Below are 25,785 nucleotides of genomic sequence, written 5' to 3'. Positions count from 1 at the left end.
CGCATCGGCCGTCCCTCGGGGCTCGACGCGGCGCGCCTGCCCTAGGCTGTTCACGTGAAAACCTTCGAAGACTTGTACGAGGAGCTAGCCGCGCGCGCTGAGGAGCGCCCCGAGGGCTCCGGCACCGTCGCGCTACTGGACAAGGGCGTGCACGCCATCGGCAAGAAGCTCGTCGAGGAGGCCGCGGAGTCCTGGATGGCTGCGGAGTTCCAGTCCGACGAGGAGACCGCCGAGGAGATCTCTCAGCTGCTGTACCACGCGCAGGTGATGATGGTCGCGAAGGGCCTCACTCCCGCCGACATCTACCGCTACCTGTAACGACCACCAGAACTCAAGGAGAGTCGTGCTCCGCATCGCCGTCCCCAACAAGGGATCCCTGTCCGACCCCGCCGCGCAGCTGCTGCGCGAGGCGGGCTATAAGCAGCGCCGCGACCCCCGCGAGCTCGTGCTCGTGGACGCGCGCAACGAGGTCGAGTTCTTCTTCCTGCGCCCTCGCGACGTCGCCGTGTACGTGGGCTCCGGCACGGTGCACGCGGGCATCACGGGCCGCGACCTGCTGCTGGACTCGGGCGCTCCCGCGACCGAGCACCTCGAGCTCGGGTTCGGCGGCTCGACCTTCCGCTACGCGGCTCCGGCCGATGCGGTCGCGAGCGTCGAGGACATCGCGGGCAAGCGGGTGGCGACCAGCTATCCGCGCCTGGTCAAGCACCACCTGAAGTCCTTCGGAGTCGAGGCAGACGTGGTGCGCCTCGACGGCGCCGTCGAATCCTCGGTGCGGCTCGGCGTCGCCGACGTGGTCGCCGACGTGGTGTCCACCGGCACGACCCTCAAGGCAGCGGGTCTCGAGATCTTCGGCGAGCCGATCCTCAAGTCCGAGGCCATCCTCATCAAGGGGCCGGACGTCTCTGACGACGAGCTCGCGGTGCTGACCGGGCGCCTGCGCGGCGTGCTGATGGCTCGCCAGTTCGTGCTGGTCGACTACGACGTGCCGAACGAGCGCCTGGACGCGGCGGTGGACGTCACCCCCGGCTTCGAGGCCCCCACCGTGACCCCGCTGCACGGCAAGGACTGGCACGCGGTCCGCGTGATGGTGCCGCGCTCGGAGATGAACCAGATCATGGACCGGCTGTATGCCGCCGGCGCGAGGGCCATCCTCACCACCGAGCTGTTGGCGGTGCGGGTGTAGATGTCCGAGATCTCCGCTGAGCAGCGCCGGCTCAACCTCATGCTCGCCCTGAGCGCGACCCGCCGACGCCTCACGCGGGAGGAGATCCGGGCCCGCGTGGACGGATACGAGCCCGCGCCGAGGGGAGCCTCGGCCGAGGAGCGCGACCGTGCGGACGTCTCGTTCCAGCGCATGTTCGAGCGCGACAAGGATGAGCTGCGCCCCATGGGCCTGCCGCTGCGTACCGTCACGGATCCGCTGCATCAGGACGACCTCGGCTACCGCATCGACGGCGACGCCTCGCTGCCGGACCTCGACCTGACGGTTCAGGATGCCGCGATCCTCGCGCTGGCCGTCGAGTACTGGCAGGGCGCGTCGCTGGCCGAGGACGCCCGCATGGGCTACGCCAAGGTGGTCTCCGCAATCGAGCACGGCGATTCCGATGCGCTCCCGTACGGCGGCATGTCCACCTCCGCGGGCCACGACGCGACGGCCGCGCTGGCCGAGGCGATCGTCGACCGCCAGGCCGTGCGATTCGATTACGCGTCCGCGAGCTCCGAGACCGCGCGGCGCACTGTCCAGCCATGGGGCATCGTGATGCGCTCCGGCGTCGAGTACCTGGTGGGCTTCGACCTCGACCGCAAGGCACAGCGCACGTTCCGGGTGGGCCGCATTGCCGGTCGAGTCCGCACGACGGGGGACATCGAGGCGTTCGAGCGGCCTGCCACGCTTCCGTTGGGCGATCTTGACGACAACGCGGCCACGCTGCCCGCAGTCATTGCGCTGCGTCCGGAGACGGGCCACGGCCTGCGCCGTCGTGGGGAGCCTGTGGTGGGCGACTCCGTCGACCCGGCGGCCGCAGACGGTTGGGACCTGGTGCGCGTGCCGTACCGGCACGAGGACCTGCTGCGCTCCGAGATCCTGTCGTTGCACGGCGCGGCCCGTGTGGTCGAGCCCGAGTCGCTGCGCGAGTCAGTGCTGGCGCACGCGCGCGCCGCGGTGGAGGTGGCCCGTGGCTGACACGTCGCGCGACAGGCTGGTTCGGCTGCTGGGGCTCATCGCCTATCTCGAGGCCCACGGCTCGACTGAGTTCGCGGTGCTTGCCGAGCACTTCGGCGTGAGCGCCGCGCGCATCGAACGAGACCTGTGGGCGCTTACCACCAGCGGAATCCCGCCCTACCTGCCCGACGAGTGCATCGAGTTCGACTTCGATCACCTCGACTCCGGGATCGCGACCCTCGTGGCGTCGCAGGGCGCCTCGCAGGTGAAGCTCTCCGCCCGCGAGACGGTGGCTCTCATCGGCGCCCTCGCCACCCTGGTCGCCGCCGGCACCGCCCCCGCGGGTGCGCACGACGTGCTGGCCAGGCTGCGCGAGGCGTACGGCGGCGGGGAGCCGGTGCGCGTGCTCGACGGAGCCCCTGAGGCCGATGCGGCCGTCACCTCCACGATCGAGCGCGGCATCGCCGAGGGTCGCGCGGTGAGCCTCGACTACATCGACGCTCAGGATCGCCGCAGCGTCCGCGTGATCGAGCCGCACCGGCTGGTGGCGATCGACGGCGTGGGGTACGTGGAGTGCTTCTGCCTCAAGGCGGACGACCATCGCACGCTGCGGCTCGGGCGCATCGCCTCCGCGAGCCTCACCGACGTGATGCTGACGCACCCGCCGAGCGAGGAAAAGGGCTTCTCGCTCGTCCCACAGTTCGAGGCGACCGTGGTCTTGCGGCGCGGCGCGCGCTGGGCCTTCGAGGACCTCGCCGGGGTGGAGATCGAGGACGATGGAGAGACCGCCACCGCGCGGTTCGGCGTCGCGGACGTCGACTGGGCCGCGGGCCGGCTTCTCTCGGTGGCCCCCGATCTCGTGAGTGTCGAACCTGGGACGTTGCGCGAGGCGGTGGCGACCCACGCTCATGCCGTGGTGACGGCGCACTCCGTCTAGACTGGACCATCTGAACAACCGTGGTGTCCGCACCCGACACAGGAGGCATTCATGGGTCCCCGCGAGATCATCATCATCGCGCTGGTCGTCGTCTTGCTGTTCGGCGCCCCCAAGCTCCCGGAGCTGGCGCGCAGCATCGGCAAGTCGATGCGGATTCTCAAGGACGAGACCCGGTCGCTGACGGACGACGACAAGTCGGCCACCGCGCAGTCCGACACCACCGCGCAGTCCGACACGCCAGTGCAGAACACGACCGCATCGACCACCAACACGGTGTCGCAGGCCAACGCCGCGCCCAAGGCTGACGCCGAGCAGGCGCAGCAGCGCGGCGAGGCGCCCCTGCCTGAGAGCACCGTCGACATCCCTGACGACGACGGGCGTGGCGCGCGCTAGAGCGCGTAGGCGGGATGCCCGTGCGCGCATGCCGCTCAGCGCGCATCTGAAGGAGTTCCGCAACCGCCTGATCCTGGCCGTCCTCGGTGCGGCCGCCGGCGCGATCGCGGGCTGGTTCTTCTACGAACCCGTCTTCGAGGCGCTCCAGCAGCCCGTGCTTGACGTCGCGGTGCGTGACGACGCCGCGGTGGCGGTGAACTTCTCTGGCATTGCGACCGCGCTGGACATCCGGATCAAGGTGTCGCTGTTCCTGGGTGTCGTCGTCTCCGCTCCGTGGTGGCTGTATCAGTTGTGGGCATTTGTCGCCCCGGGGCTGCGGGCAGGAGAGAAGCGCTACACGTTCGGCTTCCTGGGCGCCGCCATCCCGCTGTTCTTCGGCGGCGTCGCGCTTGCGTGGTGGGTCTACCCCCGGGCCGTCGAGATTCTCATCGGGTTTACTCCCGAGAGCGCCACGAACTGGCTCGAAGCGCAGATGTTCGTCTCTTTCGCCACGCGCCTGGTGCTTGTGTTCGGGATCGCGTTCGTGCTCCCCGTCGTGATGGTCGCCCTCACCTGGGCTCGCGTGGTCAGGGCGCGCACGTGGCTCAAGGGCTGGCGCTGGGCGGTGCTCCTCATCTTCGTCGCGTCGGCGGTGCTCACCCCCACCCCGGACATCGTCACGATGATGTTCATGGCGGTGCCGATGTGCCTGCTCTACTTCGGCGCCGTGGGCGTGGGTCTGCTCCGCGAGCGGTCCGCCGCCAAGAAGGAGGCCCGACGGGCGGCGCTGACGGATGACGTCGACGTGTCATGAGCCCGCGCGAACCATGACCACTGTCGGCGTGATCTCCAACCCGACGGCGGGTTCGGGCAGGGGAGCGAAGTCCGCTGCGCAGACGCTGGCGCTGTTGGCGGCGGGCCGCCACCGGGTGCGCGACCTGTCGATGGGCACGTGGTCGGCATCGCTCGACCACGCACGTGAGAGCCAAGGTGACCTCGACGCCCTGGTGGTCGTGGGTGGCGACGGCATGGCTCATCTCGGAGTCCAAGCGTGTGCCGAGACCGAGCTGCCGCTGGGCATCGTGGCGGCGGGCTCGGGCAACGACGCGGCCATGTCGCTCGGCCTGCCTGTGCACGATGTCCCCGCTGCCGTAGCCGCGATCGAGCGGGGCCTCGAGGGCGATGTGGTCCGGGTCGACCTGGGCCGTGTCGACGGCGAGGGCGTGGCGGAGAGCGGGCGCCGGCGGTACTTCGCGGCCGTGCTGTCGGCGGGCATCGACGCCGCGATCGCCTCGTACGCGAACCGGATGACGTTCCCGCGCGGCCCCGCTAAGTACAAGCTCGCGACCTTCCACGAGCTGCCGCGGTTCAGGCCCTACGGGGTCAGCCTCGAGGTGGACGGCGAGCGATGGGAGCAGCAGTGCACCCTCGTCGCCGTGGCCAACGGTCCCGTGTTCGGCGGCGGTCTGGTCATCTCGCCCGAGTCGTCCCATTCCGACGGGCTGCTCGAGCTGGTGATCGCGGATCCCATGGGCGCCACGGCCATCGCGAGGCTGTTTCCCAAGCTCAGAGACGGCTCTCACCTGAGCGACCCGCGCGTCCGCGTGGTCCGCGGTCGCCACATCCGGATAGGCCCCGCCTCCCAGGATGGAGGCGCTGGCGGCGCTGACTGGCCGCACCACGGCCCCGCGCGCGACCAGCCGAGCGCTCAGCGCGACCCCGCCCGCGCATCGGCCGCCCAGGGCGCCCCGCTCCCACCCGCCTTCGCGGACGGCGAGCTGATCGGTCCAGCGCCCCTCGAGGTGCACACGGTCCCCGCAGCATTGCGGGTGCTCGGCGGCAGGGCAGATAGCCTGAGGGCATGAGTTCTCCAGCGGAGCGCTTCGCCGCCGCGAAGGCTCGGTCCCGCCACCGTGACCTGACCGACTTCGAAGAGAGCCTGGCCTTCCCGCTCGACGACTTCCAGCGCGAGGCCTGCCAGGCCGTGGCCGACGGGCACTCGGTGCTGGTCGCGGCCCCCACCGGGGCAGGCAAGACCGTCGTGGGCGAGTACGCCGTGCGCCACGCGTTCGAGCGCGGCGAGAAGTCCTTCTACACCACGCCCATCAAGGCGCTCAGCAACCAGAAGTTCCTGGAGCTCAAGGGCGTCTACGGGGAAGCAAACGTCGGACTGCTCACCGGCGACACCTCGATCAACTCCGAGGCACAGGTGGTCGTGATGACCACCGAGGTGCTGCGCAACATGATCTACGCCGACTCGCGCACGTTGGACACCCTCGGCGTCGTAGTCCTCGACGAGGTCCACTACCTCGCCGACCGCTACCGAGGCTCGGTGTGGGAGGAGGTCATCGTCCACCTGGCGGCCCGCACCGCGATCGTCTCGCTGTCGGCGACGGTGTCCAACGCCGAAGAGTTCGGCGCGTGGCTCACCGAGGTGCGCGGCGACACCCGCGTGATCGTGTCCGAGCGCCGCCCCGTGCCGCTGTGGCCGCACGTGCTGGTGCGCGAGGGCATCTTCGACCTCTACGCGCCCGGCGTGGACCCCCTGGCGCCGGGCCCCAACCCCCGGCTCAACCCGGAACTCGAGGCGATCTCCAAGCGCCAGCGCCACGAGTCGCAGGGCTATCGCGGCCCTCAGCGGCCCTCGCGTGGCGGCGGGCGGCCCCAGGGACGCCGCGCGCCGCCCCGCTTCGCGGTGGTCGATGTCATGGATCGCAACGGACTGCTCCCTGCGATCGTGTTCGTGTTCTCGCGTGCCGGCTGCGAGGACGCCGTCGATCAGGTGCGCGGCGCCGGCATGGCGCTCACCACGGACGAGGAGCGCGCCGAGATCGCAAGGATCGTCGACGAGCGCTGCGAGGGGCTGCCGACGGAGGACCTGGCCGCGCTCGGCTATCTGCGCTGGCGAGACAACCTGGAGGCGGGCATTGCGGCTCACCATGCCGGCATGATCCCGCTGTTCAAGGAGGTCGTCGAGACGCTGTTCCTGGCCGGCCTCATCAAGGTGGTCTACGCCACCGAGACCCTCGCCCTCGGGATCAACATGCCCGCCCGGTCCGTCGTGCTCGAGAAGCTCACGAAGTGGAACGGCGAGTCACATCAGGACCTCACGGCGGGGGAGTACACGCAGCTCACGGGGCGTGCCGGCAGGCGGGGCATCGACATCGAGGGCCATGCCGTCGTGGTCGAGCACCCAGGATTCGATGCGGCCCAGCTGGGCAGGCTCGCGTCCAAGCGCACCTACCCGCTCATCAGCTCGTTCCAGCCCTCCTACAACATGACCATCAACTTGGTGGGCCAGTCCGGGGTGCAGCAGGCACGTGAGCTGCTCGAGCTGTCGTTCGCGCAGTACCAGGCCGATCAGTCAGTCGTGGGCAAGGCCCGCAAGGCGCGCGAGCTCGACCAGGCGATCGAAGGGCTGCGCGAGGCGACCGCGTGCGACAAGGGCGACTTCATGGAGTACGCGGCGCTGCGAGAGCGCCTGAACCGACTGCAGAAGGGCGCCTCCAAGGCCGTGTCCCGTAGGCGGCGAGAGGCGACCGCCTCGATGCTCGCGGGCCTGTCGCGCGGCGACGTGGTGCGGATCGGGGGCGGCAAGCGTGCGGGACTCGCCGTGGTGGTGCGTCCCGACGACGACGAGGCCGCCCCGCGCCCCACCGTGGTGTCCACCCTCGGCCGCTCCTTCAGGCTCGCGGTGGCCGATCTGCACCACGGCCTCGAGCACGTGGGAAGCGTCAAGGTCCCGGCCAAGTTCGACGATCGCGACCCACGTCAGCGCAAGGAGATGGCGCAGGTCGTGGAGTCCGCGAAGAACACCTTCGAGACCCCGTCGAGCCGGCGCGAGCGCGGCGCGTCCGGCGAGGAGCAACAGATCATCCAGCTGCGCAGGGAGCTCCAGTCGCACCCCTGCCACAACTGCCCGGACCGCGAGCAGCACGCGCGCTGGGCCGAGCGGCACTTTCGCGCCAAGCGCGACCGCGACCGCGTGGTGGGCGAGATCTCCCGTGCCACGGGTTCGATCGCGCGCGTGTTCGACAAGCGCTGCGACGTGCTGCGAGAGCTCGGCTACCTCGAGGGCAAGGGCGAGGACACGACGGTCACCGCCGCAGGCACGAGCCTCCGGACCCTGTACTCCGAGAACGACCTGGTGATGGCGGAGTGCCTGCGCTCGGGCGCGTGGGACCAGCTGTACCCGCCGGCCCTCGCGGCCACCGTCTCGTCCCTGCTGTACCGCGGGCGGCACGAGGACGAGACGCGCACCCCGCGCGTCCCCGGAGGTTCCAGGGGTGTCCTGGGACACGTGCTCGCGGACACCCAGCGAATCTGGTCCGTCATCGACGACCTGCAGACCGAGCGGGGGCTCCCCGAGTTGCCCGCGCCTCACTGGGGAATCGTGGGCCCCATCCACGGCTGGGCGCAGGGCAAGGGCCTGGACCAGGTCCTGCAGGACACCGACATCGCCCCCGGAGACATGGTGCGCTGGTGCAAGCAGGTGATCGACGTGCTCGACCAGGTCGCCCAGTCGGCGCCGTCATCGGTGCTGCGCGGCCGTGCACGCACCGCCATCGACGCCATGCGGCGCGGCGTAGTCGCCTACTGAGCGGTTCCCGCGCGAACGCGTCCGGTGCGCCGATGCGCCAGGGGGTGTCCGCGCGAGCCTAGGCTGGGTACGTGCACGGAATAGCCCTTCGCCTCAGCCTCGCGGCACTGGGCGGTCTCGCCCTCGCCGCATCCTTCCCCGACCTGGGGCTATGGCCGCTGGCCTACGTGTCACTGGGCGTGCTGTGGCTCAGCCTCGCCCGTGCGAACGCATGGGGAGGCTTCTTCTACGGCTGGGTGTTCGGCACCGTCTTCATGCTCCCTCACGTGTGGTGGGCCCACGAGGCGGTGGGCCCGGTGCCGTGGGTAGCGCTGTCCGTCGCGTCCGGGGCCTTCTACGGACTGTTCGGCGCCGGGTGGGTGCACGTGCACCGGTCGGGAGTGACCCGCGCGAACCCGTGGATCGGCGTGCTGGCGTTCGCGCTGCTGTGGACCGGCATGGAGGGCCTCAGGTCCATGGTGCCGTTCGGCGGGTTCCCCTGGGGCCGTGTCGCGTTCTCGCAGCTCGACTCCACGGTCTCGAACCTCGCGTGGATAGGCGGCGCACCGCTCACCACGTTCGCTGCGGCACTCGCGGGCGCGCTGCTGGGCGCCGCAGCCGAGTCTATGTTCAAGCGACGCCTCATCGTCGCCGTCGCGGCACCGCTGGCCGCCGTCGCGGTGGTCGGCAGTGGCTTGTTCGTGCCGCTGGACGGCCAGGCCACGACAGGCACGCTGCGCGTAGGCGTGGTCCAGGGCAATGTGCCGAACGCCGGTCTGGACGCGTTCGCGCAGGCTCGTGAAGTGACGCGCAACCACCGCGACGGGACGCTGGCCCTCATGGAGGATGTTCCTGGCACGCTCGACCTGCTGCTGTGGCCCGAGAACTCCTCGGACTACGACCCGCGCACCGATGAGGAGTCCAACGCGCTGGTGACGGAGGCAGCTCAGGCTGCGGGGGCCCCGTTGCTGCTCGGCACCAACGACTACTCGCCGCCCGAAGGCCGCTACAACTCGATGCTGCTGTGGTCCACGGGCGGCGTCGTCATCGACGAGTACTCGAAGCAGCGCCCCGCGCCGTTCGCCGAGTACATCCCCATTCGCGACATCGCCCGGAAGTTCTCACCTGAGGTCGACCGCGTGCGACACGACGTGCTCGCCGGCGAGGGCGCCGCCACCATTGGCCTGCCGGTCCCGGAGATGGGCCGCACCGTGACGCTCGGCACCGTCATCTGCTTCGAGGTGGCCTACGACCGGATCGTGGCCGACGCGGTGGCAGACGGCGCCGAGGTGCTGCTGGTCCCCACGAACAACGCCTCCTTCGGAGACACCGCCGAGTCCACCCAACAGCTCGCGATGTCCCGCTTGCGCGCGATCGAGACGGGCCGCGCCACGATCCAGGCGTCGACCGTGGGTGTGAGCGCCGTCATCGATCCGCGCGGCCGGGTTCTCGAGGAGACCGGCCTGTTCACGGCGGAGCAGATGTATGCGGAGCTGCCGCTGCGCGACGGCATCACCCCAGCAGTGCGATTCCGCCTGCTGTGGGCGTGGGTACCGCTGCTCGCGGCACTCGCCCTGGTGGGCACCGCCATCACGCGCAGGCTCGGCCAGAGGTACGAATGGTGAGCACGCTCGTCATCATCCCCACCTACAACGAGCGCGAGTCATTGCCCCACCAGGTGGACGGCGTGCGCGAGCAGGCCGCGGAGGTTGACATCCTGGTCGTCGACGACGCGTCGCCCGACGGGACGGGCGAATGGGCCGATGCGCGGGCAGCGCGGGATCCTCAGGTGCACGTGCTGCACAGAATGGGCAAGCAAGGGCTCGGGGCCGCGTACCGTGCGGGCTTCGCGTGGGGGCTGGAGCGCGGGTACGACGTGCTCGTGGAGATGGACGCCGACGGTTCTCATCGCGCCGAGGACCTCGCGCGCGTGCTTGACGCGCCAGGGGAGTGGGACCTCGCGATCGGATCCCGCTGGGTGCCGGGCGGCGCGGTCGAGAACTGGCCCGCACATCGCCGCCTGCTCTCCATCGGAGCCAACACCTATGTCCGCTGGATGCTCGCTATCCCCGTGCGTGACGCGACGGCGGGATTTCGCGCCTACCGCGCATCGGCCCTCCGGGGGCTCGAGATGGAAGCGGTCGAATCGCAGGGCTACTGCTTCCAGGTCGACATGGCGTGGAGGGTGCTGAGCAACGGCGGCACCGTCGTCGAGGTGCCCATCGTGTTCGTCGAGCGCGAGCACGGAACCTCGAAGATGTCGGGGGAGATCATTCGTGAGGCGCTGGTGAAGGTGACTGCCTGGGGAATGAAAGAACGCGCGGCACAAGTGCGTCGCGCGTTCTCCAGACGGAGGTGACTCCGGTCAGCCGATGCGGCCTGCCCGCAGCAACTCGAGGCGCTCGTCGAGGAGCTCTTCGAGCTCGGGGATCGAGCGGCGCTCGAGAAGCATGTCCCAGTGGCTGCGAGCCACCTTCTGGTCCTTGACCTCCGACCGGTCGCCGTCGCGGAGCAGAGCGAGCGCTCCACAGTGGCACTCCCACGAGAGCGGGACATCCGCCTCAGTGGAGAAGGGGAATGTGAGAATATGCCCGTTGGGGCAGTCGTAGTGAACGTCCTTGCGGTCAGCGAGTTCTGCGTTCGCCGGAGTCTCCATGCTCTGGGTCCCCAGTCGCATGCCGCGCAATGCTCGATCAGCCATGTCAGCCTCCCTCTCCTCGCAGGCGGTGGGTGGTGCCTGCGGGGTAGGAACGTCCCCGGAGCGAGCTATGTTCCCTGAGGCACCTTCCCGGTAGTGGGAAGAGCTGACTGCGGGGCGAGCGCACCCACGGCGAGCACGGCGATCCCGGCCCCGAGAAGCTGCGCGGCAATGAAGGGCAGCGCTGAGACGGGCGCGATACCAGCGAACGTGTCGGACCACATTCGACCCACGGTGATCGCCGGATTGGCGAAGCTCGTCGAGCTGGTGAAGTAGTAGGCCGCTGCGATGTAGGCACCCACCGCGGGAGCGACGATGGCGGCGCGACCCGCGCGCACCAGCATGAAGATCACGGACACGAGGCCCGCCGTGGCGACGACCTCGGCCAGCAGGCGCCCGGCATCGGCCCGTTCGGTGGTCGAGATGGACACGGGTGCCAGATCGAACATCAGGTTGGCGAGGACAGCTCCCGCCGAGCATCCCGCGATCTGAACGACGATGTAGAGGCCCGTCTCGTGGACGCTCCGGTCCTCGGGCTTCAGGACCCGCTCGGCTAGCGACACCACCGGATTGAAGTGGGCTCCACTGACAGGTCCGATGACCGCGATCAGGACGGCGAGCGCCAGGCCAGTTGCGTACGAGTTCTGCAGCAGCTGTAGCCCGACGTCATCGGGACTCAGGTTGGCCGCCATGATGCCGGAGCCAATCACCGCTGCGGCAAGTCCCGCGGATCCCAGGAATTCTCCCAGCAGCTTGCGGGCGCGCTGAGTCACTTGACGAGGTCCGCCAGCAGTGCCTCGACACGAGCGCGGATGTCGTCGCGGATCGGTCGCACTGCATCGACGCCCTGGCCGGCAGGGTCCTCGAGCTTCCAGTCCTCATACCGCTTGCCCGGGTAGTACGGGCAGGCATCGCCGCATCCCATCGTGATGACCGCATCGGACGCCTGGACGTCCTCGGGCCTCAGGATCTTCGGCTGCGCGGCGCGAATGTCGATGCCCTCCTCGAGCATCGCCTCGACCGCCGCAGGGTTGATCTGGTCGGCGGGCATGGAGCCGGCCGAGCGGACCTCGACGCGCCCCTCGCTCAGGTGAGTCATGTATCCGGCGGCCATCTGGGAACGGCCGGCGTTGTGGACGCACACGAAGATGACGGAGGGCTTTGTTTCGCTCATGGTTCCAGGCTGGACCAAGCATCGATGGAAGTCAATATCGACAGATGTCGATGAGGTGAACTATCGTCGGTCTCATGACAGTAGGCGAGAATCTGCTTGGTGACAGGGTCTGCATCCCCGGCTCGGCGCTCACCGTGCCGGACGAGGACCTGGACCCGCTCGCCGCCCGACTCAAGGTGCTCGGCGATCCCACGCGCATCCGAATCGTGCAGATCCTGGCCGCCAACGGATCCGTGTGCGCTTGTGATCTCGAAGGACCATTGGGTCTCAGTCAGCCCACCGTCTCTCATCACCTCCGTCAACTCACCGAGGCGGGCCTCACCGTCCGCGAGAAGCGGGGCACCTGGGCCTTCTTCCGGTTGGCCGATGCGCAGGTCACGGGCCTCGCGGCCGCCATCGGGGGCCTCGCGGCACCGTCCTAGTCGCCTTCCCGGGCGCCGGCCGCCGTGAGCGGTGCGGTCGGCTCGGCTGAACGGGAAGGGTCGTGACCCGGCTGGAGCGGCGGGCGGCTCGGACTGCGCGCGACGAAAGAATGCGAAAGGGCACGCGAGAACCCGTGAATACGGGGCTCAAGCGGGAGCGTGCGCACGGAGCCATCTCAGCGCGTCGGGAAGGGCCTGGATGGCCGACACGTGTCCGTCGCCCTCGCGCTCCCACAACTGCGCGCCGATCCTCTTGGCCATCCACCGACCGTGGTCCACGGGGACGATGCCGTCCGCCGTGCCGTGAATGAGCAGGGTCGGAGCGACGATGGCGTCGAGGTCCACGCCCCACTCATGCACGTACGCGAGGTCGTCGTCGACGGCGCCGTCCAGGTCCTCAGGGGTGAAGGCGCCGGCAATGTCTCCCAGCCAGCTCCAGGGCCCCTCGAGAGCCTCGAGGTCGCTGGCACTGAACTCGGGGTCGTATCCCTCGGCCTCGGCGTCGCGGCGGGCCTGCTCGCCGCGCTCGGCCGCACGGAGCACACGACGCCCCGAGGGGATCATGCCTTCGTACCAGTCCAGTCCGTCCGCGTCTCTCGGTGCCAGGCCGGAGCCGATCACCACGCCGACCACGCGTGGATCGGCGGCGGCGCAGGCCAGCGCGTGCGGACCCCCGCCGGAGTAGCCCATGACGGCGTACTGCGTGATGCCGAGCTCGTCCGCGATGTCCGAGACATCGGTGGCGGCGTGCGCGATCCGTCTGCCCGCGAGGCGATCCGAGGCGCCGTAGCCCGGACGGTCATGGCCGATCAGGCGCAGTCCCAGCTCATCGGCCAGCGGGAGCAGCGGGCGCGGCGGCACTCCCATGCCCGGGGTGCCGTGATGCCAGAACAACGCCAATGGCATCTCAGAGCCGAAGCTGCCCGCGTCGCGCACGCACAGTCGCCGACCATCCGACGCCGTGACGATACGCGTACCGTCGCCCATGTTCGGAGCCTAGCGAACGGGGCGGCGACGTGCTTGGCGGGCACACGCTTGCCCGCTTGGCGTGCATTCTCAGTCGGTACCTGCGTTGCTCGGTACCGGCGCGTCCGGTGTGCATCGGTGTCGCGAGATGAATCGTCGACCGGCGGCCGACGAGGTTGTACCAGGCGTTCTACCCGGCGTTGTGCTCAATGTGTTGCGCCCCCAAGCCGTTGGGCCGGTGCGATCGGAGCGGTCCATCCAGCGCGTTTTCGCCAGACAACTTACGATCGAAGAGACACTGCGGGCCCATCGGGCTCGCCTCGCCTGGAGACCGAGGAGAGTGCGAAATGAGCAAGTTGGCGTTGTTGATCGTCGGGGGAGCGGGCTATCTGCTCGGTTCCCGAGCCGGCCGCGAACACTACGAGAAGTTCACGGAGCAAGCGCAGCGGTTCATGCAGGATCCGCGCGTGCAGAAGGGCGCCGAACAGGCGAAGAGGACGGTCAAGCGCAAGGCCGACGAGGTCGCCGACGGCGGCGAGACCCGTGACACCGTGGGCGGAGGCACGACCACCGGAACGACGGCTGGTGCCCCGTGACCGCGACCCGTGGGCGGCCCGTGGAGCCACAGGACATGTCGACGCCCCAACTCGTGAGCCAGGCGCTCGAGGACATCACCTCGCTAGTCCGGGACGAGATGGCGCTCGCGCGCACGGAGATCCAAGAGGCCGTGCGCAGCGCCGCGCTGGGTGCCGGGCTGTTCAGCGCTGCTGGCATCGCGGCGCTGTACGGCGGCGGTGCCCTGGTGGCAGCAGCCATCGCCGGCCTCGCAGTGGTCATCGCCCCCTGGCTCTCCGCGCTCATCATCGCTGTCCTGCTGTTCGCGATTGCCGGCGTGGCGGCGCTGCTGGGCAAGAAGAAGGTCGCGGCGGCCAAGCCCCCGGTCGACACGACGACGTCCAACGTCGAGCGCGACATCGACACGGTGAAGGGGGTTCGCTCATGACCGCACACCTCCGCCACGACGAGTCTGCGCAGCCGGACGACCGCAGTGCGGACGAGATCGAGCGCGACCTCGCCGCCACGCGGGAGCGCCTCGGGGGAACGTTGGATGCGCTCAACACGAAGCTCGAGGTCAAGTCCCGCGCACGGGCGCGGATCCGGGAAGCAGTTGAGTTCTCGCAGCGGCGCGCGAGGGTCCTCCTCGACGAGCGCGGACGGGAGCTCGCCCTCGCCGGTGGCGCGGCGGCACTTGCCGCCGTGACAATCGTCGTGAGCCGAGGGCGCCGCTCATGAGCCCCGAGAACGGTCGGCCTCGTGAGAATCACGAGCCACCCGCTCCTGACGACGAGACTCGCGACCGCGCGCACGAGGCGCCCGACGAGAAGCACGATCCCGATTCGCCGACCGACCTGACCAAGCGCTCATGGACCTATGTCCTGCGCAAGACGGTGCGCGAGTTCGGCAAGGACCAGTGCACCGACATCGCGGCCGCGCTGACCTTCTTCGCCGTCCTGGCCATGTTCCCCGCGCTGATCGCGCTGCTATCGATCATCGGGCTGGTGGGGGAGAGCCAGCAGACGGTCGACACCTTGGTGGGCATCCTTGAGACACTGGGCGGCGGATCGGTCGCAGACACTCTGGAGCCCGTGCTCAACGATCTTGCGAATTCCGGTTCGGCGGGCGTCGCGCTGATCGCCGGTCTCGCAGCCGCACTGTGGTCCGCCTCCGCCTACACGAGCGCATTCGCCCGGGCGATGAACCGCATCTATCAAGTCGACGAGGGCCGGCCGTTCTGGAAGTTCCGTCCCCTCATGATCCTGCTGACCGCGGTGCTGCTGCTGATGGCTGCGGTCGTCCTGATCGGGCTCGTGCTCAGTGGGCCGGTGGCGCAGGCCGTGGGGGACTCGATCGGGCTCAGTTCGACGGTGATGTCCGTTTGGTCCATCGCCAAGTGGCCAGTGATCCTGCTGGTCGTTGCGATCATGGTGGCGCTGCTGTACTGGGCGACTCCCAATCTCAAGCAGCCCAAGTTCCGCTGGCTCAGCATCGGCGCCGCGACGGCGATCCTCGTATGGATCTTGGCCTCTGCAGGATTCGGCTTCTACATCGCGAACTTCTCCAACTACGAGCAGACCTACGGGGCTCTGGCGGGGGTGATCGTCTTCCTGCTGTGGGTGTGGCTGACCAACGTGGCGCTGTTGTTCGGGGCCGAGCTCGATGCCGAGCTCGAACGGGGACGTGAGTTGCAGTCCGGCATCGCGGCGGAGGAGAGGATTCAGCTGCCGCCACGCGACACCAAGAAGTCCGAGAAGGATGCCAAGAAGCGGCAGCAGGACGTCGACGACGGACGCGCGATCCGCCTTGCGCATGGCAAAGAGGACGCCGAGGACTCGTCTGGCGCCACCGACAGGACACCCGAGAAGGAGCGGTGATGAACAATCACAAGAATTCGGGCAGCACCTCAGCCAAGGCCCTCTTCTGGCCCGTGGGGGTGGTCGGCAGCCTCGTCGCCGGCGTCATTGCAGGCAAAGTGTTTGATCAGGTGTGGAAGAAGGCGTCCCCCGGTGACGAGAAGGAGCCCCCTGGCGCACTGGAGAGCGACTACCCAGTGAAGGAGATCGTCCTCGCGGCTGCGTTGCAGGGTGCCATCTTCGCCGTCGTGCGCACCGTCGTGTCGCGCGGCGGCGCAAGGCTGTTCGAGCGAGCCACGGGGGAGTGGCCCGGCAACTGAGACAGTGCGCGCATCTGGCACCGCCCGCGGCCCCGCGTCGCCTCACGGACACGCCCGGTCGCTTGGTGGTCACAGCGGGTGACGGGCGCGCGGTGGTGCCCACGGCACGCCGGCGCCGGCGCGCACGGGGCTGAGAGCGGACCCGCGGCGCGCCCCGGGAATCTGGCTCCACAGAACTGATCCGACGATGACGGCGCCGCCGAGCCCCTGCAGCCACGTGAGCGACTGTCCGAGCACGAGCCAGCCCAGCGCAGCTGCCATCAACGGCGCGAGAAACGTCAGGACGCTCACCTGGGAGGCGGGCAGCGCCAAGATGCCGCGGAACCACAGAAGGTAGGCCACCACCGCGCCGGGGCCGGCCAGCCACGCGAAGCCGGCGAGGTGAGCGGTCGTGACGCCGGCCGGCAGTCCCTCGATGACGATCATGGGCGGCACCAACACGAGTCCTCCCCACACCAGCTGCCAGCCCGTGAAGCTGAGCAGGCCCACGGGCCGGCCCCAGCGCTTGGTCAGGATCACCCCGAGCGCCGTCGAGGTGCCCGCCAGGAGGCCGGCTGTCACCCCGATCGCGTCGAAGGCGGCTCCTGGCGTCAGCACGAGCATGCCGACCCCGACGAGGCCGATGCCGGCCGCGAGCCATGTGCGTGGCCGGTGAGGCTCGCGGAGCACCACCACTGCGAGGACGGCGACGATCAGTGGGTGAACGGCGCCGAGGGTCGCGGAGACTCCACCAGGAAGCCGGTAGGCGGAGACGAATAGCAGAGCGAAGAACGCGCCGATGTTGAGGGTGCCGAGCACGGCAGATCGCCACCACCAGTCACCGCGGGGGAGTGTGCGAGTGAGGGCGACGATCACCAGTCCGGCTGGCAGAGCGCGCGCGGCTGCGGCGAGCAGCGGGCGATCGGCGGGCAGCAGCTCCGTCGTCGTCAGGTAGGTGGTGCCCCATAGCAGCGGGGCGATGGCGGTAGCAACGATGATGCGTCTGCGGTTCATGGCGGACTCCTGTATCTTGATATCAAGATATATAACTAAGTCTTGATATCAAAATATTCCGGAGGCGGGCATGGACGCGGTCGAGTACTTCATGAGCCAGTGGGCGAAGGAGCGCCCAGATCTTGATGTGACGCCGATGGCGACCATCGGGAGACTGTCGCGCATGGCGGCGCTGATCCAGAGCCGCCTGGACGCGGTGTTTGGCGAGCACGACCTGCAGTCTTGGGAGTTCGACGTGCTGGCGTCGCTGCGTCGCTCGGGCGAACCGTACTCATTGACGGCCGGTGAGCTGGACCGCACGATGATGATCACGTCCGGCACGACGACCCATCGCATCACGCGGCTCGAGGCACGCGGCTTCGTGGAGCGTTTGCGCGACGATGAGGACCGGCGTGTGGTGCACGTGAGGCTCACCGACCAAGGACGTGCTGCCTGCGACGCGGTTCACGGCGCCCACATGGACAACGAGCGCGCCATTCTGGAACGCATGAGCGACAGCGATCGCGACAAGCTCACCGAGGGTCTCGTCGCACTGGCCGAGGCGCTCGGCGATGCGCCGCCCGCGCCGCCACGGCGTTGAAGTGACGCCGCAAGCGGGCGTTGATCCGGCATGAGAACCATCGGTCGACAGACACGGCGCGCCGGCTTGATGTGGGCGCATCAAGGGCTCCGCCTTGAGTGGCTAGCCTTCTCTCCATAACGCCGATAATGCACATTATGTTACTTAGTCCTCACGTCGGTCGGTTCGCGCCTCATCCGTACCGGTTGTGCTCTCTCCCAGACAAGTACGAGAAGCAACGTGTGTGCCTCGCCCCTCGTCACCACTTACGTCCATAGAAGACCGCAACAGGTCCCGCGCGGCGTGACTTTTGGTTGAGCCGCATCGCAAGTATGGTGGTGTTCGTCCCAGATCGATGCTCGGCCGACGAACGTCTGAGCATTGCCTGAGGGACCGCATGGCGGCCTGAGTGCCTCGAAGGACGTGCCACCGCGTGGCAGAGACCAAAACTGGAGTGTAATGATGCACCGATACGATGGCGGAGCCAACGATTCCGCTGAGCCTGACGACGCGGGGACCCCCTCGCCTGTCCCCTTCCAGAAGTCGACGGGCCGCGTGGGTCTATGGCTGGTAGGGGCTCGCGGATCCGTCGCGACCACAGCCACGCTCGGTCTCGCCGCCATTGCGGGAGGACACACCACTGCCACAGGCTGCGTCACCGCCAGCGGTCCCCTGGCCGATGCCCCGCTGCCCGGCTTCGACGAGATCGTCGTCGGCGGCCACGACGTGACTGACGTGTCGATGGTGACCCGAGCGGAGACCCTGGTCCACGACGGCATGGTCAACTCGCACGTCATGGAGGCGACCCGAGGCGCCATTGCGCGCGCCGATGCAGAGGTCCGTCCTGGCTACACGACGATGCTTCCCGCCGGTATGCCCCCAGAGTCGCAACAGGCCGCGGCCGAACGGCTTGCCAAGGACATGTCAAGCTTTCGCGACGCCCACCAACTCGACCACGTGGTCGTCGTGGACCTCACCTCCACCGAGGCAGTTCCCGAACCCGCCCCGGAGTTCTTCGACGACGCCGCGCTGCGCACAGCGCTGGCCGATCCGGCCAGGAAGGTGCTGCCTCCCAGCTCCGTCACCGCCTACGCCGCCATCTTGGCGCGCGCGCCGTACGCCTGCTTCACGCCCTCGGCGGGGATGAATCTTCCCGTCCTGATGGAGTGGGCCACCGAGGCCGGGATCCCGGTCGCCGGCCAGGACGGCAAGACCGGCCAGACGTGGCTGCGCACCGTCCTCGCTCCCGCATTCGCGGCGCGGGGCTTGAAGGTACTGTCGTGGGCAGGCGCGAACCTGCTCGGCGGTGGCGACGGAGCGACCCTTGCCGACCCCGTGACCGTGCAGAGCAAGCTGGCCTCCAAGACCCGGGGCCTTCAGTCCCTCACGGGCAGCGACGTCACTCCCCTGCACATCGACAACGTGCCGGACCTCGGAAACACCAAGATCGCCTGGGACCACGTGCACGTCGAAGGGTTCCTCGGCTCGCGGCTGACGTTGCAGACCACCTGGTCCGCATATGACTCCATGCTCGCCGCTCCCATGGTGCTTGACCTCGCTCGGCTGCTGTCCCTCGCAGCGCGTTCGGGACACGCTGGCCCGGTGTCGGCACTGGGCTTCTTCTTCAAGGACCCGTGGAGCAGCGACACCCATGACTTCGCGGGACAAACACGTGAACTCGCCGAATGGGTCGAGGAGGCCTCCCGGCGGGTCGAGTCGAACGCTCAGCACTCGTGAACGCTGCTCGCCCCGGGTGGAACGACTACGTGGAGCTAGTTCGTGCGCCCGCCATCCTGTCCGTGCTGGGAGACACCCTCGCGGGAAGCGCGGCCAGCCAGCAGCCAGTCGCCGGCCGCCGAGCGCTCCTCCCCCTCGCGTCAGCCTGCCTCTACGCGGGTGGCATGGCGCTGAACGACTACGCGGACCGCGACTTGGATGCCCGCGAGCGGCCCGAGCGTCCGATCCCGTCCGGGCGCATCTCCGCCCGCCACGCTTTGACAGTCGCCACGGGCCTCACGGGGGCGGGTCTTGCGATCGCGGCACTCGCCGGGGGCCCGCGCGCCTTGGCCGTGGCAGTGCCGCTTGCCGGGTGCATCTGGACCTATGACACGGTCGCGAAGGAGCACGCGAGCGGACCTCTGGTCATGGCAGCGTGCCGTGGGCTGGACGTGCTCATGGGAGCCGGAGTCGGCCACCTGCGACCAGCGCTGGCGCCCGCCGCAGGAATCGCGGCACACACGGCCGCCCTGACCCTGGTGTCGCGCGGAGAGGTTCATGGCACGACGCCGGCCACTGCCTCAGGTGCAGCCACAGTGACGTCCGTCGGAGCACTCGCCGTTCTGGCGGGTGGAGTGCGTGCCCCCGTGGGACGCGCGGTGACGACTGCAGTCGCGAGCATCGCATACGTCCTCACCTGCCTTCCCGACCAGGTCGCTGCTGCGCGTGAGCCCACCGGGCCGCGGGCGCGCAACGCGACCCGCCAGGGCATCCGCGCGATGGTGCCACTGCAGGCCGCATGGGCCGCACGTGGCGGCAGCGTCGGCAGCGCCGCATTCCTGGCGGGGGTAGAGATTGCCGGACGAGTGCTCCGCAGCCGAGCACGCCGGAAGGTGAGCGAGACATGACCGCTCCCCCGTTCGCACTGGGCTACGGCACCAATGGCTTCACCGATCACCCCCTCGACACGACGTTGGACGTGCTGGAGAACGAGGGCTACGGCGCCGTCGCGTTGACCTTGGGCTATCCCCACCTCGACCCCTTCGAGGCGGGCTGGCAGGAACGGGTCGAACGGTTGCGCGACCGGCTCGACGGCATGCACGGCGGTGCCGGCATGGACGTGGTGATCGAGACCGGCACCCGGTTCCTGCTGGATCCGTACCGGAAGCACCGACCCACGCTGGTCGACGTCGAGGCGGAGCCGCGGATCGCATACATGGAGCGAGCGATCGAGATCGCCGGCCTCGTGGGGGCCCGGTGCGTCTCCTTCTTCTCCGGGGTGCTGCCGCAGGCGCTGTCGCGAGAGCAAGGCGCCGCTCTTCTCGAGGCACGCCTGCCTGCGCTCATCGAGCACGCGCATGAGCACGACGTCGCGCTGAGCCTCGAGCCCGAGCCAGGAATGCTCGTCGAGACAGTGGGCGACGCGCTCGAAGTGCTGACAGCGCTCGGCACGCCGCCCGGGCTCGGGATCACCGTCGACGTGGGTCACTGCCTGGTGGTCGAGCCCGCCGGAGTGGTAGGCGCTCTCGAGGCGGCGGCACCGCACCTTATGAACGTCCAGCTCGACGATATGCCTCACACTCATCACGAGCACCGCCCCTTCGGCGACGGCGAGATCGACCTGCCGCTCGTGATGCGCACGCTCGCGCACATCAACTTTTCCGGCATCGCCGCCGTCGAACTTCCCCGGCACTCCTTCGACGCCCCGGGGCTCGCACGGCGCAGCATGGGCGCGCTGCGAGCAGCGTGGGACAAACGAGACCTCACGGAAGGGCGACGATGACGGAGACCAGCAGCGGCGAGCAGTGGCTCGCACAGACCGAGCAAGACGTCCTCCGTGACCCGGCTACCGTCACGCCCGCCTTCGCGCTGGCCGGACGAAAGGTCGGCCGGGGCCCGAGCGACCCTGAAACGGACCCGCATGGCGTGGTCTACGGGGGCGTCGAGGACCATGCCCGCGCACGGCTCGTGTGCGCTCTCCTCGAGGCCTCCGTCACGGCCGCCGCACCGGTGCTGGCGGAACTCTTCCACCAGGGGGACAGCGCCGAGCGCCGAGGCGTGCTGCGAGGCCTCGACGCCGCCGTCCTGAAGGACCTCGAGCTGCCGGAAGAGGTCGTGACCCTCGGAGTGGAGCTCGTGGGCGAAGCGCTACGCGCCAACGAGCAAGACCTCGTAGCGGCCGCAGTCGGACCCTTCGCTGCCGCTCACTTGGACCAGCACTCCTGGCGCCACGCGGTGCTGAAACTTGTGTTCATGGAGGTCAGCCTGGATGCCGTCGCGCAGCTCGAGAGCCGCCGCGACGCAGAACTCGCGCGGATGGCGGAGGACTTCGCCGCCGAGCGACGCGCTGCCGGACGGCCGGTACCCGATGACGTGTTCCGCCTCACCCCCGAAGGGAGCGCTTGATGCGCATCTTTGACCCGCACATTCACATGACCAGCCGCACCACGGACGACTACGAGGCGATGTACGCCGCTGGCGTGCGTGCGCTGGTGGAACCCGCGTTCTGGCTGGGGCAGCCGCGCACCAACGTGGGCGCGTTCCTCGACTACTTCGACAGTCTGCTGGGTTGGGAGCGGTTCCGCGCGGCGCAGTTCGGCATTCGCCACCACGCCACCATCGCGCTGAACCCCAAGGAGGCGAACGACCCGCGCTGCCGCGACGTGTTGGGCGAGATCCCCCGCTACCTGTTGAAGGACGGCGTGGTCGCCGTCGGCGAGGTGGGATACGACTCGATGACGCCCGAGGAAGACGAGGTTTTCGCTCAGCAGCTGCAGATGGCGCTTGACGCCGAGTTGCCCGTCCTGGTCCACACCCCGCACCGCGACAAACTCGCGGGCACTCGGCGCACCCTGGATGTGGTGCGGGAGTCGGGCGTCCCCGCGCACATGGTGCTCGTCGACCACCTCAACGAGACCAACGTCGAGCTCGTACGCGAGGCCGGCGCATGGGCGGGATTCTCCATCTACCCAGACACCAAGATGGATCCCGACCGCATGGTGGCGATCCTCTCCGAATACGGCCTGGATCGCATGATCGTGAACTCGGCAGCGGATTGGGGCCGCTCGGACCCCCTCAAGACCCTCGCGACGGGCAACGCGATGCTCGCCGCCGGCTTCAGCGACGACGACGTCGACCGCGTGCTGTGGCGCAACCCCGTCGAGTTCTACGCGCAGTCGAACAACCTCATGCTCGAGCCCGTCCCCGGCTTCCTCCCGGGCGAACCGCCGGCCCCCGGCGTGGAGTTCGAGGGTTCGTCCGTCCTTCGCGGGCCGCGGAAGTAGGCGTTCGTGCTGCTGTCGTACTGCACGAACGTTCACCCGGCCGAGGACCTGGACGGCGTGATCGATCAGTTGGTGACCTACGCGGTTCCCGTCCGGGAATCAGCCGGCCTCGAGGTCCTCGGCGTCGGACTGTGGATGCCCGCTGTGTTGGCGCATCGGCTCGACGCCAGCGCCGAGGATCGAGACAGACTGCGCGCGGTGCTCGCCGAGCACCGGCTGCAGGTGCACACCCTCAATGCCTTTCCCTACGGGGGCTTTCACCGCGACGTCGTCAAACTGGACGTCTACACGCCGACCTGGGCCGAGCCCGAGCGGCTCGACTACACCCTGGCCTGTGCGCGCGTGCTGGCGGATCTGCTTCCCGATGGGGTCGATGGCTCGATCTCCACGCTTCCGCTTGGCTGGCGGACCTCGTGGACGACCGCGGACGACGCTGCCGCCCAACGCGCGTTCGCGAGTCTGAGCCGCGAGTTGAAGCAGCTGGAGGATGTCACCGGACGCGTGGTGAGGATCGCGATCGAACCCGAGCCGGGGTGCATTCTCGACGACGTCGAAGACGTAGTCACGTGGCTCGAAAGCCGCATCGGCGTCGCTCAAGACGACGGCGCACACCGGATCGATCCAGCCTTCATCGGCGTGTGCCTGGACACCTGCCACCTCGCCGTGTCCTTCGCAGATCAGCGCGCGGGGACCGGCGCGACGGTGCGCCGCATCACCGACGCGGGTCTGCGCGTCGTGAAGGTGCAGGCCTCGGCGGCGCTGCACATCGCCGATCCGGGCACCGGAGCAGCCCGTCGTGCCATCGAGGCATTCGCGGAGACTCGGTACGTGCACCAGGTGCGGGAGCTCACCCCCGCCGGCGAGGTGCTGAAGAGCGACGATCTTCCCCAGGCGCTGGGCGGGGCCCGCTCCCCTACCGATCCGCGGCTGCACGGCGAACCTCTGCCCGCACAGGGGCCGTGGCGCGTCCACTTCCACGTGCCACTGCATCACGAGCCCGCCGCTCCGCTCGCGGCGACGACGGACGTGCTCCGCGACGCGGTGGCGACCGTCCGCGCCGCGCCTCGCGGCGACGAGGCTCACCTCGATGTGGAGACGTACACCTGGGCCGTCCTGCCAGAGGCCGCAGAATCGTTGGCCGACGGCATCGCGGCCGAACTGCGGTGGGCCCGCAGCAATCTGCTCGAAGAGCCCAAGGAGATCACCTCATGAGACCCGTCCTGCTTCTCGACGTCGTCGGACTGACGGCCGATGCGCTTGCCCACATGCCACGGCTGTCCCGCCTCGCGGCCGGAGGCTGGAGCAGCGAGCTCGCGACGGTGCTGCCCGCCGTGACGTGCAGCGTGCAGTCCACGATGCTCACGGGAGCGGCGCCAGCAAGCCACGGAATCGTGGGTAATGGCTGGTACTTCCGAGAGCTCGGCGACGTGTACCTGTGGCGCCAGCACAACAAGTTGGTGTCCGGAGAGAAGCTCTGGGAGAGTGCCCGTGCGCTCCACCCTGGGTACACCGCAGCCAACGTGTGCTGGTGGTACGCGATGGGCATGACCACCGACGCCACCGTCACGCCCCGGCCGATCTACCACGCGGACGGTCGCAAGTCGCCGGATGCCTACGTGCGGCCGCCTGAGCTTCACGATGAGCTCGTCGCCCACGTGGGCGAGTTCCCCCTGTTCACCTACTGGGGTCCCACGGCGTCGATCGCCTCGTCTCAGTGGATCGTGGCTGCTACGCAGCACATTATCCGCACCCAGTCCCCCAATCTCACGATGGCCTACGTGCCCCATCTGGATTACGACCTGCAGCGGTACGGACCCACGTCGCCGCAGGCGCGTGTCGCGGCAAGCGAGCTCGACCGCGCTCTCACTCCCCTGCTGGACGAGTGCGAGGAGCGCGGCATCACCGTGCTCGCGGTGTCCGAGTACGGGATCGCAGACGCGTCCCAGCCAGTGCACGTGAACCGGGCGTTGCGTGATGCCGGACTGCTCGAGGTCTACGTTCAAGACGGCAAGGAACAGCTCGACCCGTGGACCTCCCGTGCCTTCGCGGTCGCCGATCACCAGGTGGCGCACGTCTACCTTGGCCAACCCCACGACGATGCCCTGCGACGACGCGTGAGCGCACTCCTGCAGGGGCTGCCCGGTGTGGACGAGGTGCTGGATCGTGAGGCGCAGGCGCGTTACGGCCTCGACCACGAGCGAGCGGGCGACCTGGTGGTGGTGGCCGAACCCGGCGCGTGGTTCACGTACTACTTCTGGAACGACGACGACCGCGCCCCCGAGTACGCGCGCGGGGTCGACATCCATCGCAAGCCCGGATACGACCCTGCGGAGCTGTTCTTCGACCCAGCGGACCGGTGGGCGAAGGCCAAGGCCGGCGGGAATCTGGTGCGCAAGAAGGCGGGGCTGCGCTACGCGATGAGCACGGTGCCTTTGGACGCGTCATGGGTGCGAGGCACGCACGGACGGCTACCCACTTCGTCGGCGGACACCCCGCTGGTGCTGTGCTCAGACACAGACGTGCCGGCTTCCGTGGCCGGTCTCGTGGCGTCCGATCGGGCGCAGGTCCCCGCGGCGGCGATCAAGAACCTCGTCCTGGAGCTCCAGGGCATCGGCGACTAGGTCATCGAGAGAGCCGCTGCGGCGACGGGTGCAGCGCCACGCTCCGCGCGGTCGGCTCAGACCGCTGCCACCATGCGAAGCTGGGTGCCGACGCGCTGCGCCCACTCGCGGATCTCCTCGAAGTCGCGGAAGTCGCCCTTGGGCGGGTTGAGGGCCCGAATGATGGCCTTCTCCCCCACGTTCAGGCGGTCCCATTGCAGGCAGCCTGGGAAGCGCACGTGCTCGTTGGCGGCCACGTCGCGCGCCAGCGCCTCGGCCTCGTCGAGCGGCTGCCCCGGGCGGATCACCGTCTCCATGCCCACGGAGAACATGTAGACCTCGCGCTCGTGGAGGTCGATCACGTGGTTGCGGACCAGCTCGGCGGCGTCGCGGCGCCACATGCCTCCGTAGACGGCGCTGCCGACCACGACCGCGTCGTAGAAGTGCACGCCCAGGACGTCACAGGCGTCCTGGAAGTCCACCTCGAAACCGAGCGCGACGAGTTCATCGGCGACGACACGGCCCACCTCACGGGTGGAACCGTACTTTGAACCGGTGGTGACGAGAACCTTCATGACGACCTCCTGACT

Annotated in this window: 30 protein-coding genes; 24 read left to right on the top strand and 6 right to left on the bottom strand. The window is 69.0% G+C overall.

The genetic code is table 11. The features are described 5' to 3' along the window. Window positions 1-54: 54 nt before the first annotated feature. The 10 genes from ACNI3K_RS10960 to ACNI3K_RS10915 all read left to right on the top strand — a co-directional run bounded on the left by ACNI3K_RS10960 (window position 55) and on the right by ACNI3K_RS10915 (window position 10,411). Window positions 55-318, top strand: coding sequence for a phosphoribosyl-ATP diphosphatase (locus ACNI3K_RS10960; protein ID WP_419391933.1), 264 nt, complete (start codon window positions 55-57; stop codon window positions 316-318). 25 nt (window positions 319-343) lie between these two features. Further along, window positions 344-1,186 (top strand): ATP phosphoribosyltransferase, encoded by an 843-nt coding sequence (gene hisG, locus ACNI3K_RS10955; protein WP_419391932.1) that lies wholly within the window; start codon window positions 344-346, stop codon window positions 1,184-1,186. Continuing rightward, the gene (locus tag ACNI3K_RS10950; RefSeq protein ID WP_419391931.1) at window positions 1,187-2,185 is read left to right on the top strand and encodes a helix-turn-helix transcriptional regulator; all 999 of its coding nucleotides are present in this window, start codon (window positions 1,187-1,189) and stop codon (window positions 2,183-2,185) included. After that, the gene (locus tag ACNI3K_RS10945; protein ID WP_419391930.1) at window positions 2,178-3,101 is read left to right on the top strand and encodes a helix-turn-helix transcriptional regulator; all 924 of its coding nucleotides are present in this window, start codon (window positions 2,178-2,180) and stop codon (window positions 3,099-3,101) included. The genes ACNI3K_RS10950 and ACNI3K_RS10945 overlap by 8 nt, the downstream gene beginning before the upstream one ends. A gap of 51 nt (window positions 3,102-3,152) precedes the next feature. After that, window positions 3,153-3,494: a Sec-independent protein translocase subunit TatA gene (gene tatA / locus ACNI3K_RS10940; protein ID WP_419391929.1), complete on the top strand. Its 342-nt coding sequence runs from the start codon at window positions 3,153-3,155 to the stop codon at window positions 3,492-3,494. Window positions 3,495-3,522: 28 nt separating this feature from the next. Further along, window positions 3,523-4,287 (top strand): twin-arginine translocase subunit TatC, encoded by a 765-nt coding sequence (tatC, locus tag ACNI3K_RS10935; RefSeq protein ID WP_419391928.1) that lies wholly within the window; start codon window positions 3,523-3,525, stop codon window positions 4,285-4,287. Window positions 4,288-4,300: 13 nt separating this feature from the next. Beyond that, entirely contained in the window at window positions 4,301-5,338 is a 1,038-nt protein-coding gene (locus ACNI3K_RS10930) for a diacylglycerol/lipid kinase family protein (protein ID WP_419391927.1), read from the top strand. Continuing rightward, window positions 5,335-8,073, top strand: a complete 2,739-nt coding sequence (locus tag ACNI3K_RS10925; RefSeq protein ID WP_419391926.1) for a DEAD/DEAH box helicase — start codon at window positions 5,335-5,337, stop codon at window positions 8,071-8,073. Before ACNI3K_RS10930 ends, ACNI3K_RS10925 begins: the two co-directional genes overlap by 4 nt. A gap of 71 nt (window positions 8,074-8,144) precedes the next feature. Beyond that, window positions 8,145-9,677 (top strand): apolipoprotein N-acyltransferase, encoded by a 1,533-nt coding sequence (lnt, locus tag ACNI3K_RS10920; protein ID WP_419391925.1) that lies wholly within the window; start codon window positions 8,145-8,147, stop codon window positions 9,675-9,677. Continuing rightward, complete coding sequence (locus tag ACNI3K_RS10915; RefSeq protein ID WP_419391924.1) at window positions 9,671-10,411, top strand: polyprenol monophosphomannose synthase; 741 nt, start codon at window positions 9,671-9,673, stop codon at window positions 10,409-10,411. The genes lnt and ACNI3K_RS10915 overlap by 7 nt, the downstream gene beginning before the upstream one ends. A 6-nt stretch (window positions 10,412-10,417) precedes the next feature. On the opposite strand, the gene ACNI3K_RS10910 is transcribed toward ACNI3K_RS10915, so the two are convergent. From ACNI3K_RS10910 to ACNI3K_RS10900, 3 genes are all read right to left on the bottom strand, one after another. Beyond that, window positions 10,418-10,753 (bottom strand): RNA polymerase-binding protein RbpA, encoded by a 336-nt coding sequence (locus ACNI3K_RS10910; protein ID WP_419391923.1) that lies wholly within the window; start codon window positions 10,751-10,753, stop codon window positions 10,418-10,420. A 65-nt stretch (window positions 10,754-10,818) separates the two neighbouring features. Next, a complete protein-coding gene (locus ACNI3K_RS10905) occupies window positions 10,819-11,523 on the bottom strand; it encodes an aquaporin (RefSeq protein ID WP_419391922.1) in 705 nt (234 codons plus the stop codon). Further along, on the bottom strand, window positions 11,520-11,924 hold the full coding sequence (locus ACNI3K_RS10900) for an arsenate reductase ArsC (protein WP_419391921.1): 405 nt from the start codon (window positions 11,922-11,924) through the stop codon (window positions 11,520-11,522). Before ACNI3K_RS10900 ends, ACNI3K_RS10905 begins: the two co-directional genes overlap by 4 nt. Window positions 11,925-11,998: 74 nt before the next feature. Between ACNI3K_RS10900 and ACNI3K_RS10895 the strand changes: the two genes are divergently transcribed. Further along, window positions 11,999-12,346, top strand: coding sequence for an ArsR/SmtB family transcription factor (locus ACNI3K_RS10895; protein ID WP_419391920.1), 348 nt, complete (start codon window positions 11,999-12,001; stop codon window positions 12,344-12,346). Between the two features lie 147 nt (window positions 12,347-12,493). Here ACNI3K_RS10895 and ACNI3K_RS10890 read toward each other — a convergent pair whose 3' ends face one another. Continuing rightward, window positions 12,494-13,333, bottom strand: coding sequence for an alpha/beta fold hydrolase (locus ACNI3K_RS10890; protein WP_419391919.1), 840 nt, complete (start codon window positions 13,331-13,333; stop codon window positions 12,494-12,496). A gap of 326 nt (window positions 13,334-13,659) precedes the next feature. Here ACNI3K_RS10890 and ACNI3K_RS10885 point away from each other — a divergent pair, with 326 nt between their 5' ends. Genes ACNI3K_RS10885 through ACNI3K_RS10865 form a run of 5 tightly spaced genes read left to right on the top strand, consistent with a single transcriptional unit; the run spans window position 13,660 to window position 16,043 of the window. After that, window positions 13,660-13,908, top strand: coding sequence for a hypothetical protein (locus ACNI3K_RS10885; RefSeq protein WP_419391918.1), 249 nt, complete (start codon window positions 13,660-13,662; stop codon window positions 13,906-13,908). Beyond that, the gene (locus tag ACNI3K_RS10880; protein ID WP_419391917.1) at window positions 13,905-14,315 is read left to right on the top strand and encodes a phage holin family protein; all 411 of its coding nucleotides are present in this window, start codon (window positions 13,905-13,907) and stop codon (window positions 14,313-14,315) included. The genes ACNI3K_RS10885 and ACNI3K_RS10880 overlap by 4 nt, the downstream gene beginning before the upstream one ends. Next, window positions 14,312-14,605, top strand: coding sequence for a DUF3618 domain-containing protein (locus tag ACNI3K_RS10875; RefSeq protein ID WP_419391916.1), 294 nt, complete (start codon window positions 14,312-14,314; stop codon window positions 14,603-14,605). The genes ACNI3K_RS10880 and ACNI3K_RS10875 overlap by 4 nt, the downstream gene beginning before the upstream one ends. Then, complete coding sequence (locus ACNI3K_RS10870) at window positions 14,602-15,744, top strand: YihY/virulence factor BrkB family protein (protein WP_419391915.1); 1,143 nt, start codon at window positions 14,602-14,604, stop codon at window positions 15,742-15,744. Before ACNI3K_RS10875 ends, ACNI3K_RS10870 begins: the two co-directional genes overlap by 4 nt. Next, on the top strand, window positions 15,744-16,043 hold the full coding sequence (locus ACNI3K_RS10865; protein ID WP_419391914.1) for a DUF4235 domain-containing protein: 300 nt from the start codon (window positions 15,744-15,746) through the stop codon (window positions 16,041-16,043). The genes ACNI3K_RS10870 and ACNI3K_RS10865 overlap by 1 nt, the downstream gene beginning before the upstream one ends. 69 nt (window positions 16,044-16,112) lie before the next feature. On the opposite strand, the gene ACNI3K_RS10860 is transcribed toward ACNI3K_RS10865, so the two are convergent. Next, window positions 16,113-17,036 carry an EamA family transporter gene (locus ACNI3K_RS10860; RefSeq protein WP_419391913.1) on the bottom strand — a complete coding sequence of 308 codons (924 nt, stop codon included), beginning with the start codon at window positions 17,034-17,036 and terminating at the stop codon, window positions 16,113-16,115. A 163-nt stretch (window positions 17,037-17,199) separates the two neighbouring features. Here ACNI3K_RS10860 and ACNI3K_RS10855 point away from each other — a divergent pair, with 163 nt between their 5' ends. From ACNI3K_RS10855 to ACNI3K_RS10820, 8 genes are all read left to right on the top strand, one after another. After that, entirely contained in the window at window positions 17,200-17,616 is a 417-nt protein-coding gene (locus ACNI3K_RS10855; RefSeq protein ID WP_419391912.1) for a MarR family winged helix-turn-helix transcriptional regulator, read from the top strand. A 438-nt stretch (window positions 17,617-18,054) separates the two neighbouring features. Further along, entirely contained in the window at window positions 18,055-19,332 is a 1,278-nt protein-coding gene (locus ACNI3K_RS10850; protein ID WP_419391911.1) for an inositol-3-phosphate synthase, read from the top strand. Then, the gene (locus ACNI3K_RS10845) at window positions 19,329-20,219 is read left to right on the top strand and encodes an SCO3242 family prenyltransferase (protein WP_419391910.1); all 891 of its coding nucleotides are present in this window, start codon (window positions 19,329-19,331) and stop codon (window positions 20,217-20,219) included. The genes ACNI3K_RS10850 and ACNI3K_RS10845 overlap by 4 nt, the downstream gene beginning before the upstream one ends. Continuing rightward, entirely contained in the window at window positions 20,216-21,094 is an 879-nt protein-coding gene (locus tag ACNI3K_RS10840; protein WP_419391909.1) for a sugar phosphate isomerase/epimerase family protein, read from the top strand. Before ACNI3K_RS10845 ends, ACNI3K_RS10840 begins: the two co-directional genes overlap by 4 nt. Beyond that, a complete protein-coding gene (locus ACNI3K_RS10835) occupies window positions 21,091-21,717 on the top strand; it encodes an EboA domain-containing protein (protein ID WP_419391908.1) in 627 nt (208 codons plus the stop codon). Before ACNI3K_RS10840 ends, ACNI3K_RS10835 begins: the two co-directional genes overlap by 4 nt. After that, window positions 21,717-22,595 (top strand): TatD family hydrolase, encoded by an 879-nt coding sequence (locus tag ACNI3K_RS10830; protein WP_419391907.1) that lies wholly within the window; start codon window positions 21,717-21,719, stop codon window positions 22,593-22,595. The genes ACNI3K_RS10835 and ACNI3K_RS10830 overlap by 1 nt, the downstream gene beginning before the upstream one ends. Before the next feature lie 6 nt (window positions 22,596-22,601). After that, window positions 22,602-23,807, top strand: coding sequence for a metabolite traffic protein EboE (eboE, locus tag ACNI3K_RS10825; protein ID WP_419391906.1), 1,206 nt, complete (start codon window positions 22,602-22,604; stop codon window positions 23,805-23,807). After that, a complete protein-coding gene (locus tag ACNI3K_RS10820; protein WP_419391905.1) occupies window positions 23,804-25,216 on the top strand; it encodes an alkaline phosphatase family protein in 1,413 nt (470 codons plus the stop codon). Before eboE ends, ACNI3K_RS10820 begins: the two co-directional genes overlap by 4 nt. A gap of 56 nt (window positions 25,217-25,272) precedes the next feature. On the opposite strand, the gene ACNI3K_RS10815 is transcribed toward ACNI3K_RS10820, so the two are convergent. Next, window positions 25,273-25,770: a flavodoxin domain-containing protein gene (locus tag ACNI3K_RS10815; protein WP_419391904.1), complete on the bottom strand. Its 498-nt coding sequence runs from the start codon at window positions 25,768-25,770 to the stop codon at window positions 25,273-25,275. Window positions 25,771-25,785 lie beyond the last annotated feature (15 nt).

It is taken from the genome of Demequina ureilytica (assembly GCF_048553575.1).
GTDB lineage: Bacteria > Actinomycetota > Actinomycetes > Actinomycetales > Demequinaceae > Demequina.
The sequence above is the reverse complement of the archived record's forward strand: the minus strand, read 5'-3'. Positions and strand labels throughout refer to the sequence as shown.

What these genes read in the sequence shown, in the direction of transcription:
- ACNI3K_RS10950 (WP_419391931.1), top strand. Translation starts at nt 1,187, where the DNA reads ATGTCCGAGATCTCCGCTGAGCAGCGCCGGCTCAACCTCATGCTCGCC.
- tatA (WP_419391929.1), top strand. Translation starts at nt 3,153, where the DNA reads ATGGGTCCCCGCGAGATCATCATCATCGCGCTGGTCGTCGTCTTGCTG.
- tatC (WP_419391928.1), top strand. Translation starts at nt 3,523, where the DNA reads ATGCCGCTCAGCGCGCATCTGAAGGAGTTCCGCAACCGCCTGATCCTG.
- ACNI3K_RS10930 (WP_419391927.1), top strand. Translation starts at nt 4,301, where the DNA reads ATGACCACTGTCGGCGTGATCTCCAACCCGACGGCGGGTTCGGGCAGG.
- ACNI3K_RS10925 (WP_419391926.1), top strand. Translation starts at nt 5,335, where the DNA reads ATGAGTTCTCCAGCGGAGCGCTTCGCCGCCGCGAAGGCTCGGTCCCGC.
- ACNI3K_RS10915 (WP_419391924.1), top strand. Translation starts at nt 9,671, where the DNA reads ATGGTGAGCACGCTCGTCATCATCCCCACCTACAACGAGCGCGAGTCA.
- ACNI3K_RS10910 (WP_419391923.1), bottom strand. Translation starts at nt 10,753, where the DNA reads ATGGCTGATCGAGCATTGCGCGGCATGCGACTGGGGACCCAGAGCATG.
- ACNI3K_RS10900 (WP_419391921.1), bottom strand. Translation starts at nt 11,924, where the DNA reads ATGAGCGAAACAAAGCCCTCCGTCATCTTCGTGTGCGTCCACAACGCC.
- ACNI3K_RS10895 (WP_419391920.1), top strand. Translation starts at nt 11,999, where the DNA reads ATGACAGTAGGCGAGAATCTGCTTGGTGACAGGGTCTGCATCCCCGGC.
- ACNI3K_RS10890 (WP_419391919.1), bottom strand. Translation starts at nt 13,333, where the DNA reads ATGGGCGACGGTACGCGTATCGTCACGGCGTCGGATGGTCGGCGACTG.
- ACNI3K_RS10885 (WP_419391918.1), top strand. Translation starts at nt 13,660, where the DNA reads ATGAGCAAGTTGGCGTTGTTGATCGTCGGGGGAGCGGGCTATCTGCTC.
- ACNI3K_RS10875 (WP_419391916.1), top strand. Translation starts at nt 14,312, where the DNA reads ATGACCGCACACCTCCGCCACGACGAGTCTGCGCAGCCGGACGACCGC.
- ACNI3K_RS10870 (WP_419391915.1), top strand. Translation starts at nt 14,602, where the DNA reads ATGAGCCCCGAGAACGGTCGGCCTCGTGAGAATCACGAGCCACCCGCT.
- ACNI3K_RS10865 (WP_419391914.1), top strand. Translation starts at nt 15,744, where the DNA reads ATGAACAATCACAAGAATTCGGGCAGCACCTCAGCCAAGGCCCTCTTC.
- ACNI3K_RS10860 (WP_419391913.1), bottom strand. Translation starts at nt 17,036, where the DNA reads ATGAACCGCAGACGCATCATCGTTGCTACCGCCATCGCCCCGCTGCTA.
- ACNI3K_RS10855 (WP_419391912.1), top strand. Translation starts at nt 17,200, where the DNA reads ATGGCGGCGCTGATCCAGAGCCGCCTGGACGCGGTGTTTGGCGAGCAC.
- ACNI3K_RS10850 (WP_419391911.1), top strand. Translation starts at nt 18,055, where the DNA reads ATGATGCACCGATACGATGGCGGAGCCAACGATTCCGCTGAGCCTGAC.
- ACNI3K_RS10840 (WP_419391909.1), top strand. Translation starts at nt 20,216, where the DNA reads ATGACCGCTCCCCCGTTCGCACTGGGCTACGGCACCAATGGCTTCACC.
- ACNI3K_RS10835 (WP_419391908.1), top strand. Translation starts at nt 21,091, where the DNA reads ATGACGGAGACCAGCAGCGGCGAGCAGTGGCTCGCACAGACCGAGCAA.
- ACNI3K_RS10830 (WP_419391907.1), top strand. Translation starts at nt 21,717, where the DNA reads ATGCGCATCTTTGACCCGCACATTCACATGACCAGCCGCACCACGGAC.
- ACNI3K_RS10820 (WP_419391905.1), top strand. Translation starts at nt 23,804, where the DNA reads ATGAGACCCGTCCTGCTTCTCGACGTCGTCGGACTGACGGCCGATGCG.
- ACNI3K_RS10815 (WP_419391904.1), bottom strand. Translation starts at nt 25,770, where the DNA reads ATGAAGGTTCTCGTCACCACCGGTTCAAAGTACGGTTCCACCCGTGAG.